This window comes from Streptomyces sp. AM6-12, from assembly GCF_044327085.1.
Taxonomy (GTDB): Bacteria; Actinomycetota; Actinomycetes; order Streptomycetales; family Streptomycetaceae; genus Streptomyces.
Map to the genome: position 1 here is coordinate 2290216 of NZ_JBIQWN010000001.1, position 11379 is coordinate 2301594.

8 protein-coding genes, 1 pseudogene and 1 riboswitch are annotated in these 11379 nt (G+C 69.9%); all 9 genes and pseudogenes read right to left on the minus strand.

Going from position 1 to position 11379, the window contains the following annotated elements; all coding sequences use genetic code 11:
* Positions 1-24: 24 nt before the first annotated feature.
* The 9 genes and pseudogenes from ACE4Q9_RS10165 to ACE4Q9_RS10205 all read right to left on the minus strand — a co-directional run bounded on the left by ACE4Q9_RS10165 (position 25) and on the right by ACE4Q9_RS10205 (position 11090).
* Positions 25-1416, minus strand: coding sequence for a M1 family metallopeptidase (locus tag ACE4Q9_RS10165; protein ID WP_397983910.1), 1392 nt, complete (start codon positions 1414-1416; stop codon positions 25-27).
* Positions 1417-1533: 117 nt separating this feature from the next.
* Positions 1534-3384 carry an ABC transporter ATP-binding protein gene (locus tag ACE4Q9_RS10170; protein ID WP_397983911.1) on the minus strand — a complete coding sequence of 617 codons (1851 nt, stop codon included), beginning with the start codon at positions 3382-3384 and terminating at the stop codon, positions 1534-1536.
* A complete protein-coding gene (locus ACE4Q9_RS10175; protein WP_397983912.1) occupies positions 3381-4469 on the minus strand; it encodes an ABC transporter ATP-binding protein in 1089 nt (362 codons plus the stop codon). The genes ACE4Q9_RS10170 and ACE4Q9_RS10175 overlap by 4 nt, the downstream gene beginning before the upstream one ends.
* Complete coding sequence (locus ACE4Q9_RS10180) at positions 4466-5473, minus strand: ABC transporter permease (protein ID WP_397983913.1); 1008 nt, start codon at positions 5471-5473, stop codon at positions 4466-4468. The genes ACE4Q9_RS10175 and ACE4Q9_RS10180 overlap by 4 nt, the downstream gene beginning before the upstream one ends.
* A gap of 72 nt (positions 5474-5545) precedes the next feature.
* Positions 5546-7313: pseudogene (locus ACE4Q9_RS10185) on the minus strand (ABC transporter substrate-binding protein).
* Between the two features lie 33 nt (positions 7314-7346).
* Complete coding sequence (locus ACE4Q9_RS10190) at positions 7347-8345, minus strand: ABC transporter permease (RefSeq protein ID WP_397983914.1); 999 nt, start codon at positions 8343-8345, stop codon at positions 7347-7349.
* A gap of 297 nt (positions 8346-8642) precedes the next feature.
* Positions 8643-9455, minus strand: a complete 813-nt coding sequence (locus ACE4Q9_RS10195) for an enhanced serine sensitivity protein SseB C-terminal domain-containing protein (RefSeq protein WP_397983915.1) — start codon at positions 9453-9455, stop codon at positions 8643-8645.
* Between the two features lie 95 nt (positions 9456-9550).
* Positions 9551-10336 carry an enhanced serine sensitivity protein SseB gene (locus ACE4Q9_RS10200; protein ID WP_397983916.1) on the minus strand — a complete coding sequence of 262 codons (786 nt, stop codon included), beginning with the start codon at positions 10334-10336 and terminating at the stop codon, positions 9551-9553.
* A 40-nt stretch (positions 10337-10376) separates the two neighbouring features.
* Positions 10377-11090 carry an AAA family ATPase gene (locus tag ACE4Q9_RS10205; protein WP_397983917.1) on the minus strand — a complete coding sequence of 238 codons (714 nt, stop codon included), beginning with the start codon at positions 11088-11090 and terminating at the stop codon, positions 10377-10379.
* Positions 11091-11268: 178 nt separating this feature from the next.
* A riboswitch (glycine riboswitch) is annotated at positions 11269-11366 on the plus strand.
* The last annotated feature ends 13 nt before the right edge of the window (positions 11367-11379 follow it).

Genomic DNA, 11379 nt, shown 5'->3' on the forward strand with positions numbered 1-11379 from the left:
GGGTCGAACCTTACAAAGCCAGGCTCACAGGGCCGGTTTACCTGTAGTGAACAGCCAGGTGTCGAACAGATCGCCGAGGTGCTGTCCGCTGATCCGTTCGGCGAGCCGGATGAAGTCGGCGGTGTCGGCGTTGCCGTACCGGTGCAGCCGGGTCCAGGCGGGGAGCAGCTTGAAGAAGGCCCTGTCCCCGATCCGCTCGCGCAGCACCTGGAGGGTCATGGCGCCGCGGTCGTAGACGGCGTCGGCGAACATCGTGTCGCGCTTCGGGTCGGCGACCTTCGTCTGCCAGAACGACGAGTCGGCCGGGATGGAGCCGTAGTCGGCCAGGAAGGAGTCGCGGGTGCTGCGGGTGCCCCGGTGCTCGGCCCACAGCCACTGGGCGTAGGTGGCGAAGCCCTCGTTCAGCCAGATGTCCTTCCACTGGGCCACGCTCACCGAGTCGCCGAACCACTGGTGGGCCAGCTCGTGCACGATGGTCGTCTCGCTGCGCACGGCGGAGTACGCCGGCTTGCTCTGCACCTCCAGCGAGAACCCGGCCTCGGGCATGTCGTCCACGATCGCGCCGGTCTCCTCGAACGGGTACGGCCCGAAGACCTTCGACCAGTAGTCGGTGGCCGCCGCGGTGACCCCGTACACGTCGACCTTGTTCGCGTTCTTCAGCACCGGGTCGACGGCGACGTAGATCGGGGTGCCGCCGGGGGTGCGGCCGGTGCGGACGTCGAACTTCCCGATGGTGGCGGTGGCGAGATAGGTCGCCATCGGCCTGGCCTCCCGCCAGTGGGTGTACGTCGAGCCGCCCCGGTCGCGCGTCGACACCAGCAGGCCGTTGGAGACGGCGGTCAGGCCCTTGGGGGCCTTGATCCGGATGTCGTAGGTGGCCTTGTCGGAGGGGTGGTCGCTGGAGGGGAACCAGGTGGAGGCGGCATTGGGCTCACAGGCGACGAAGACGCCGTCGGGGGTCTTCATCCAGCCGTACTTGGAGCCGAAGACGATGGGTCCGCTCAGCGGCTGGGGCACACCGCCGTAGGTGACACGCACGGTGAAGCGGCGGTTCTCGGCCAGCGGGTGGCGCGGGGTGACGGTGACCTCGTCGCCGTTCCGGCTGAAGCGGGCGTTCCTGCCGTTCACCTGGACCTGGGATATCTCCAGCTTCTGGAGGTCCAGGTCGAAGGAGGAGAGGTTCTGGGTGGCGCGGGCGATGAGGGTCGTACGACCGTCCAGGCGGCCGGTGCCGGGGGCGTACGCGATGTCGAGGTCGTAGTGCAGGGCGTCGAAGCCGCCGTTGCCCAGCTCAGGGAAGTAGAGGTCGCCGACGCCGGGGGCGCCGTGGACGGGGGCCGGGGCGGCGGCGATGAGCAGGAAGGAGACCGCGGCGGTGGCCAGGATCCCCGCGCGTGCCGAACGGGAGAGTGCCATGAGTCGTCCCTTTCGAGCGTGTACCGATCAGCTGTCGGACACGGACGACTCTGCACTCTCCCGTTCGGTCATGTACATGCCCTTGCGGGAACTCGGCCGGTGGATGACCTTTCCCGGCTACTTGCCCTTCGGCTTCGGCGACTTGGGGGCGTCGCCGGACTCGGCGGCGGCCTCCGCCGAGGGCCCGGCGGTCTCGGCCTCCGGCTCGGTCTCCTCGGCGGCGGACTCCGGCTCCGCGGCGGTCGCGGGCCCGGCGGCCGCGGCTTCCGCCCCGGACGCGCCCTCCGACTTCTCCGTGGCCTCGGGCTTCGTCTCCGCGCCCGGCGAAGCCCCGGCCGCTTCCTCGGACTTGACCCCGGCCGCACCCTTCACCCCGGAGGCCGGCCCGATCGCAGCCTCCGGCTCCGGCGAAGCACCGGCCACGGCCCCGGACCTGGCCTCCGCCGCGGACTCCGACCCGGCCCCGGCACCCGCCGCCGCCTCCGCCTTCTCCGCGGCCTCCGGCTTCGCGTCGGACTTCGGGGAAGTCCCGGTCACCGCCGCGGACTTGGCATCGGACTTCGCCGCGTCCTCCGCCGCCGGCTTCGCCTCGGTCCCGGCCTCCGCCGAAGACTCCGACCCGGTCCCGGCCTCCGCTGCCTCCGGCTTCTCCGCGGCCTCCGGCTTCGCGTCGGACTTCGGGGAAGTCCCGGTCACCGCCGCGGACTCGGCATCGGACGCGGCCGCGTCCTGCGTCGCCGGCTTCGCCTCGGTCCCGGCCTCCGCCGATGACTCCGACCCGGTCCCGGTATCGGCCCTTTCCGCCGGCTCCGGCTCGCCGGTCAGTACCGCGTCCGGTACCAGTTCCGACGCCTCCTTCGCCGCCGACAGCAGGACCGTGTCCTGCGGTGCCTGGTCGGCGAAGTTCTCCGGGTGGTGGCACGCGACGCGCTGGCCCGGCTTCAGTTCCAGCAGCGGCGGCTCGGTCGTCGTGCAGATCTGCGTCGCCTTCCAGCACCGGGTGTGGAAGCGGCAGCCCGACGGCGGCGCGATCGGCGAGGGCACGTCGCCGCGCAGCAGGATGCGCTCGCTCTTGAGCCCCCGGCGCTTGGTGTCCGGCACCGGCACCGCCGACATCAGCGCCTTGGTGTACGGGTGCATCGGCGCCTCGTACAGCGCGTTGCGGTCGGCCAGTTCGACGATCTTGCCGAGGTACATCACCGCGATCCGGTCCGAGACGTGCCGGACGACGGAGAGGTCGTGCGCGATGATGACGTAGGTCAGGCCCAACTCCTGCTGGAGGTCGTCCATGAGGTTGACGACCTGGGCCTGGATCGACACGTCCAGCGCGGACACCGGCTCGTCGGCCACCACCAGCTTCGGCTTCAGGGCGAGCGCGCGGGCGATGCCGATGCGCTGGCGCTGGCCGCCGGAGAATTCGTGCGGGTAGCGGTTGTAGTGCTCGGGGCTCAGACCGACCAGTTCGAGCAGCCGCTGGACCTCCTTCTTCACCCCGCCCTCGGGCTCGACGCCCTGGAGCCGGAAGGGCGCCGAGACGATCGAGCCGATGGTGTGCCGGGGGTTCAGGGAGCCGTACGGGTCCTGGAAGATCATCTGGATGTCGCGGCGCAGCGGACGCATGCCGCCGGTGGACAGCCGGGTGATGTCCTGGCCCTCGAAGGTGATCGTGCCGCCGGTCGGGTCCTGGAGGCGGGTGATGACCCGGCCCATGGTCGACTTGCCGCAGCCCGACTCGCCGACGACGCCCAGGGTCTCGCCCTTGCGCACCTCGAAGTCGATGCCGTCGACGGCCTTCACCGCGCCGACCTGGCGGCGCAGGATGCCCTTCCTGATCGGGAAGTGCTTGGTCAGGCCCTCGACCCTGAGCAGCACCTCCCGCTCGTCCGGAGCCGGCGCCTGCGCGGGGACCGCGGCCTTCGCGGCGGCGTCCGCGGTGTCCGCGGTGTCCGTCTTCTTCGTCTCACTCACAGCTTCGGCGCAATCTCTTCGGTCCAGATCCGCTCACGGTCCTCGGCCGCCAGGTGGCAGGCGGACCAGTGTCCGGCGCCGACCAGCTCCAGCTCGGGGCGCACCGTGCGGCTGACGTTCTCCGCGGGGATGTCCGCGTACGGGCAGCGCGGGTGGAAGGCACAGCCCGAGGGGACGTTGATGAGGCTCGGCGGCTGGCCCTTGACCGGGATGAGCCGTTCGGAGGTCTCGCGGTCGATGCGGGGCATCGAGCCGAGCAGGCCCCAGGTGTAGGGGTGCTGCGGCTTCTCGAAGACCTCGGTGGCGGTGCCGCGCTCCACGCACCGGCCGCCGTACATCACGAGGACGTCGTCGGCGATCTCGGCGACCACGCCGAGGTCGTGCGTGATCATGATGACCGCGGACCCGAACTCCTTCTGGAGGTCCCGGATCAGGTCGAGGATCTGTGCCTGGACGGTCACGTCGAGCGCGGTGGTCGGCTCGTCGGCGATGAGCAGTTCGGGGTTGTTCACCAGCGCCATGGCGATCATGGCGCGCTGGCGCATACCGCCGGAGAACTCGTGCGGGTAGCCGTCGACGCGCTTGGCCGGCTCGGGGATGCCGACGCGGTCGAGCATCTCGATGGCGCGCTTGCGGGCTTCCTTCTTGCCGACCTTGTGGTGTACCCGGTACGCCTCGACGATCTGGTCGCCGACCTTGTAATAGGGGTGCATCGCGGACAGCGGGTCCTGGAAGATCATCGCCATCTCGCGGCCGCGGAGCCTGCGCACCTCGTCCGGGGAGGCGCCCACCAGCTCCTTGCCGTTGAGCCAGATCTCGCCGGACATCCTGACGTTCTTGCCGCGCGCGCCGAGCCGGTGCAGGCCCATCACGGCGAGCGAGGTGACCGACTTGCCGGAGCCGGACTCGCCGACGATGGCGAGGGTCTTGCCCTTCTCCACCGAGAAGGAGAGCCCGTCGACGGACTTGACGAGGCCGTCGTCGGTCGGGAAGTGCACCTTGAGGTCGCGGACCTCCAGGAAGGCCGAGGGCGCCTCGGCGGTGGCGTCCTTCTCGCCTGCGGCGGTCTTGGAGAGTTCGGTCACGAGAGCCTCACCCGCGGGTCGGCGGCGGCGTAGAGCACGTCCACCAGGAGATTTGCGATGACGACGAAGATGGCGGCGAGCAGGGTCACGCCCAGGATCTTCGGCAGGTCGTTGTCGGTGATGCCCTGCACCGCGTACTGGCCGACGCCGGGCAGCGAGAACACGGACTCGGTGATCACCGCGCCGCCGAGCAGCAGACCGACGTCCATGCCGAAGACGGTGATGATCGGGGTGAGGGCGGCGCGCAGGCCGTGCCGGACGACGACCGTACGTTCGGGCAGGCCCTTGGAGCGGGCCGTGCGGATGAAGTCCTCGTTCATCGTCTCCAGCATGCCCGAGCGGGTGAGCCGGGCGTAGATCGCGGAGTACAGCAGAGCGAGCGAACACCACGCGGGGAACAGGGTGTTGGCCCACTGCGCGGGGTTCTGGGTGAACGGGACGTAGGTGCGGCCGAAGATCGGCCAGGTGTAGGTGAACAGCAGGATCGCCAGGTTGCCCGTGAAGAACATGGGCAGCGAGACGCCGGCGAGGGCCACGCCCATGAAGGTGCGGTCGAACAGCGAGCGCGGCTTGAGCGCGGAGACGACACCGACGGCCACACCGGAGAGCAGCCAGAGCACGGCGGCACCCGCGGCCAGCGAGAGGGTGATCGGGATGCGCGAGGTGAGCTGCGACCAGACCGCGACGTGATCCTTGAAGGAGTAGCCGAAGCAGGGAACACCGCAGTGCACCGTCTTGGGACCGAGGTTGTAGTCGGTGCCGACCACGATGCCCTTGATGAAGTGCCAGTACTGGACGTAGAGGGGCTGGTCCAGACCGAGGTTGTGCTTGACCGCAGCGATGTCCGCCTTCGACGGGCTCTTTCCGATGTACTGCTGCGCCAGTTGGTCCGCCGACTGGCCCACGAGCCGTGGCAGCAGGAAGAAGATGGCGAAGGTGACCGCGGTGACGACCAGCAGCAGGATCACTGCCGCGAACGTCCGGCGGAGGATGTACGAGATCACGGGGACCGGCGCTGGTGCCCGCGGGCCGCGAAGCCCGCGGGCACCAATGCCTTCACCTGCCTTCCGGGGCTGCTACTTCTTCGTGGTGCCGAGGTTGAGGTAGTCGTACTGACCGCTGAAGGCGGCCGTGGAGACCACGTTGGTGGCGTACGGCGAGCGGTACAGCAGAACCTTGAAGTAGGTCAGCGGGACCAGGACGGCGTCGTCCATCGCCTGCTTGTCGATCTGCGCGTACAGGGCGTTGCGCTTGGCCGTGTCCGGCTCGGCGATCGACTGCGCGAGCAGGTCGTCGACCTTCTTGTTCGTGTACTGCGACAGGTTGGTGTTGCCCGACTGGCTGATCGCCTTGCTGTTCAGGATCTGCTGGAGGAAGCCGTAGCCGGAGGGCCAGTCGGCACCCCACTGCATCATCATCAGGCCGACGTTCTGCTTCTTGTCGAAGCTCGGCACACCCGCGTAGTCGGTGAAGTACTTGCCCTGCGGGTACTGCTTGAGGCTGGCGTTGATGCCGACCTTCTTCAGCGAGTTGATGATCGCGGTGGCCGCGTCCACCTCGCCCGGACGGTCGGAGCGGGCCGTGATGTTGGTGTTGATCGTCTTCTGGCCGCAGGCCTTCAGCTGCTCCTTGGCCTTCGCGACGTCGCCCTTGTCGCCCGGCGTCGCGTAGGTGTCCGCCTTCTGGTAGCCGGTGATGTCCGGCGGCAGGACGGTGGAGGCGATGTCACCACGGATCGGGCCGCCCATGGCGGTCTGCACGGAGACCTTGTCGATGGCGTACTCGACGGCCTTGCGGCAGGCGACGTTGTCGAACGGCTTCACCTTGGTGTTGATCGCCGCGTAGACCAGCCGGCCGCCGAAGGTGTTGTCGGTGCTGGCCTTGCCGTCCGCGGAGTTGAGCAGGTCGGCCTGGGTGGAGGCCTGGACGCCGGTGCCCGCGAGGTCGACGGTGGCGTCGCCGGACTGGAGGTCCTTGTCGATCGTCTCCGCGTTGACCTTCAGATTGACGACGATCTTGTTGGCCAGCTGCTTGCGCAGCGGGTCGGTCTTCGGGTCCCAGTTCTTGTTCGGGACCAGCACGACCTGCTTGCCGTCCTGGTAGCTCTGGAACTGGTACGAGCCGGAGGACACGATGTGCTTGACGTAGTCGACGCCGTCGTCCTTGGACTGCGGCACCGGGGCCGTCTCCGGCGTGGCGACCAGGTAGTCGAACTCCTGGAACGGCCGGTTCAGGTGGAAGACGATCGTGGTGGCGTCCGGGGTCGCGATCGAGGCCAGGCCCTTGGCGCTCTTGTCCTTGTAGGGACCCTTGTACTTGTCGCCGCCCACCAAGTACTGCTGGAAGTAGTTCGGGCCGAGCGAGAGCACGTCACGGGCGAAGTTCGACCGCTCGACGGCGTACTTGACGTCCTTCGAGGTGATCGGGGTGCCGTCCTGGTACTTCAGGCCCGAACGCAGCTTGTACGTCCAGGTCTTGCCGCCGTCGCTGGAGACGCCCTTGCTGGCCGCGAGGTCCGGGACCAGGGTGTTGCCCTTGGAGCCGGGGGCGGGCTCGAACGTCATCAGCGGACGTGCGTACAGCCGGCTGAAGTTGTACATGTACGCGTAGTACGTGTTGCCCGTCGAACGAGTCCGGCACGTCCGACATCTCGTAGGTGACCGTGCCACCCTTCTTGTCGGACGCGTTGACGACGCTCTTGGTCGCCGCGTTGGCGCCGGCCGCCTTCGGAGTGTCCTTGTTGTCATCGGCCTTGCTACAGCCTGCGAGCAGCAGGCTTGCGGAGCCGATGGCCGCGACCGCGGCCAGCGCTGACCTTCGCATGATGGTCTGCTTCCCCTCCATTGATCGGAAAACTTGGGTGAGCTCTCTGGCTGCCTAGCGGCTGCGCGGGTCGAGAGCGTCGCGGAGACCGTCGCCGAGCAGGTTGAACGCGAGGACGGTGATGAAGATGGCGAGGCCGGGCACGATCATGTACTGGGGATCGACCTGGTAGTAGGTGACCGCTTCGCGGAGCATGCCGCCCCAGGAGGCCTGCGGGGGCTGGATACCCACCCCGAGGAAGCTCAGGGACGCCTCGAAGAGGATGTTGGTCGGGATGAGCAGCGTCGAGTAGACGATGATCGGGCCGACCAGGTTCGGCATCAGCTCGCGGAAGAGGATGTACGGCGCCTTGGCGCCCATGCCGCGGGCCGCGTCGACGAACTCGCGCTCGCGCAGGGCCAGCGTCTGGCCGCGCACGATCCGGCCCAGATAGGGCCAGTTGAAGAAGCCGATCACGAAGATGAGCACGGCGAGGTGGAGCGGAAGACCGTTCAGGCCGAAGGCGCCGCCCTGGAGCGTTGCGGAGATCGCGATGGCGAACAGGAGCAACGGGAAGGCGAGGAAGGTGTCCATCAGCCGGCTGATGACCGAGTCGACCCGGCCGCCGTAGTAGCCCGCGATCACACCCATGATCGCGCCGATCACGTTGGACAGGATCGTGGCGCCGAAGGCGACGACCAGCGAGACCCAGGAGCCCTCCAGGACGCGGGTGGCGATGTCCCGGCCGAACTTCGGGTCCACACCGAGCGGGTGGGCCAGGCTCATGCCGCCCATGCCGCCCTTGGGCAGCGAGGTGTCGGGGACGATCAGGTCCTGGTGGAAGGCGTTGGGGTCGAGGCCGAGGGCGGCCTGGAGCGGGCGCGAGAGGATGGCCAGCAGGATCAGCAGGATCACGATGACGCCGCCGGCCACGGCGGCTCTGTCACGCTTGAAGCGGGTCCAGGCGATCTGGCCCAGGGAACGACCCTCGATCCGCCCCTTGTCGGCTCCCGCCAGCACAGCCTCAGGCTGCGCGCCGGCTGCCGCCCCGGTGGTCTCGATCGGTGCGGTCACGATGTGCGACCCCTCTCGCCGGTGGTGACCGGCCTGCGCTGCCGCGGTTTGCGGCTTTGTCGACTTGCAAGCGAACACGAGTTCTGAAGGCTCGTGGTCTGAGTGGGGAGTCTTCAGCGTCCTCGCGATCACTCGCCAGAGCTGACGGTGAAAGTATGCGCAACCGTGATGCACCGCGGAGGATTCCGTTATCCGGACAGTGGGTAACGGCCCCCGGACAGGGGCTAGTTGGGACACACCGGCGTAATGCCGCGGTTCGGGAGGTAGGGCGGCAACGGCTCCGGAAGCGGCGGAAGCTCAGTAACCGCCGTGCACCGGTGGATAGCCGTAACCCGGCGCGGGGGCCTGGAGCCGGGGGCCGGGGCGGCCGGCGGGGGCGGGGGCGTGGGCCTCGCGGTCGTAGAACGGGCGGGCGGTGGCCCGCATCCACATCACGACCGGGTCGTGGTCGTCGGTCAGCGCGACCGTGGACACGGGCAGGCCCTCGGGGACCGCGGTGACCGAGCGCTGCATCATCGCGCGCACCGAGTCGACCGCGGCGGGCGAGGTCTCGTACAGGTCAAGACCGATGGCGAGGTACGGCGCGCCGAGCGCGGGCTGCACCCAGGCGCGGCGCAGGGAGCGCAGGGCGGGGGTGCGGTGGGCGTGCTGGGTGAGCAGGGCGTAGAACTGCGGGATCGCGATGCCGGGTTCGGACAGCCGGAGGGGTCCGGCGGGCTGGCGGTCCAGGCCGGTGGCGATGCGGCGCAGGTCCAGCCAGGGGATGCCGACGCCGCCGCCGGGCGCGTGCGGATTGAGCCAGAGGCCGTAGTGGTCGGGGTAGAGGGTGCGGGCGACGTCCAGGCCGTCGACCACCTCGTACGAGCGGTTCCAGCCGCTGGCCGACAGTTCCTGGGCGGAGGTGACACAGGGCGCGTAATGGCAGCCGCCGACCTCCATGTCTCCGTACTGCGCGTCCGGGGAGCCGGCCTGGCCGTGCCACAGCAGCATCCAGATCTGGCCGGCGGAGGGGGTGGCGAGGGCGCGGAGAAGAGCCTCGTAGGCGTCGTAGCGTCCGGGCGTGACGTGGCGGAGCGTGTGTTCGACGCTTCCGCTGTGGGTGGCGCTCACCTGGTCATGCCCTTCTTCTCCATCGTGCCCCGCGTGTGCAGACAGCTTATGCGCCGACGGGCACGGGGCCCGTTGTCCGTTCGCCCCGGCCGGGGCTAGCGGACGTAGAAGGGCCGGACGCTTGACTTCAGCCATTCGGCCACCGGGTCGTCCGTCACGTCCAGGAGGATCAGGTTGACCGGCCAGGCGGTGGGGACCAGGGCGAGGGCGCGGCCGAGGGCTTCCAGGGGCAGGGCGCGGAAGTCGCCTTCCCACTGGGAGAGTTCCACGCCGACGAACATGACCGGGTCGGCGTTCTCGATGGCGGCCAGGCAGCGGCGGGCGGTGAGGACCACACCGGTGGCGGCGAACTCGGCGGAGGCGGCGGAGAGGAAGTCGACCGGGTCGACCTGCCAGTCGGGCTCGAAGAGGCGGACGCGGCCGCCGGTGGCCGGGCCGTCCAGCGGAGTGCGTCCGGCACGGCACAGCTCGGCGACGGCCTCCGGCGGGAGCGGAATCCCGACCGTGCCGCCGGGGTTGACCGCGATGCCCGCCTGCGGGGGCAGACCGCGGGCGAACTCCACGGCCGGGGCGATGGTGTACGACATGTGGGAGCCGACCGCCTGGCGGAACTGCTCCTCGGAGCTGAACACCGGGACGTACGCCTGGCCCTCGATCTCCAGCGTGGGCAGGTCCAGCGGGCCGCTGCCCGGTCCGCCGCCGGACGGCAGCGGCACCCAGACGAAGCTGCGGCCGAGGACCTCGATGATCCGGCCGCCCGCCGCGGGTATGCCGAGGGAGGCCGAGAGCACCTCCTCCAGCTCGTTGCCGGGCCAACCGCCGTGCGGGTGGGGGTGCGCCTGTGCCGGGAAGTCCGCGGGAAAGTCCGCCGGGAAGTCCATCTGCCTACCGCCTGCTGGAAACCACTGGTGACCATGAAGGCTAACGGGTACCGGTGACAGAGCCGTACTCCGTGAACACGATCCGCTGTACGGCGTCGGCCGCGGCCCGGTCCAGCAGCACCGCCGATCCGCAGCCCGCGGGCATCTCGCCCCGCCTGAGGGCGCCGAGCAGCCGGGCGGTCGTGCGCCGGTGGCGTTCGAAGGCGCGGCGGGAGACGGTCCGGCCGCGTCGGTACTGGCCCGCGCGGGCCGCCTCCGCGGGCACGTCCAGCAGGAGCAGGTGCAGGGTGGCGCCGGAGCGGCGGGCGGCGCGGGCCAGCCAGCGGCGCACCCAGGGCTGGGTCCCGCAGTCGTGCACCACCAGCCCCTGTTCCGCGCGCAGGGCGCGGCGCAGGGCCCAGTAGTGCGCGGCGCGCGCCAGGGGGCGGTAGAGGGCGTACGGCAGCGGGCGGGGCAGGCGGGCGGCGAAGCGGGCGCGGGTGTCCTGGGAGTCGAGGCGGCGGGCGGTGACCGCGCGCCGCATCAGCGTGGACTTGCCGCTGCCGGGCAGCCCGGTGACCACCACGATGTCGCGGGGGCCGAAGCGGAGGGTGTCGGGGCACCGGGCCGGCCGGCCGCGCAGGTCCAGCACGCCGGGCGCGGGGCGGGCGGCGCGATCGCGGAATGCCGGGCGCTCGTGAGGCGCGGCGCGCTCGCGGGGCGTGGGGCCGCTCGGCGCCGGGACGCCGGTCGCGTGCGCCATGGTCCTGTTCACCGTGATCGTCCTCCCCTTGTGGTTCGCAATATCCATGCCCAGGGGAAGTAAAGGGAAGGTAATGGCCGGTGTGCCGCGGGAGGGTGCGCGTACCGCCACAGGTCGGTTACGGATGCGGCCCCTGACGGGCGGGGGCCCGACGTGCAATGATGTGGCCGCCAACTGCATACCGGCCGTTTGAATCCGCGCGGGAGAGTCCCCAGCAGGCTTCGCTGGGGCGCCGAAGGAGCAAGTCCCTCCCTTGAATCTCTCAGGCCCCGTTACCGCGCGGGCGAGGCACATCTGAAAA

Excerpts from the sequence above, each read along its gene's own strand:
- ACE4Q9_RS10165 (WP_397983910.1), bottom strand. The coding sequence starts at position 1,416 with ATGGCACTCTCCCGTTCGGCACGCGCGGGGATCCTGGCCACCGCCGCG.
- ACE4Q9_RS10200 (WP_397983916.1), bottom strand. The coding sequence starts at position 10,336 with ATGGACTTCCCGGCGGACTTTCCCGCGGACTTCCCGGCACAGGCGCAC.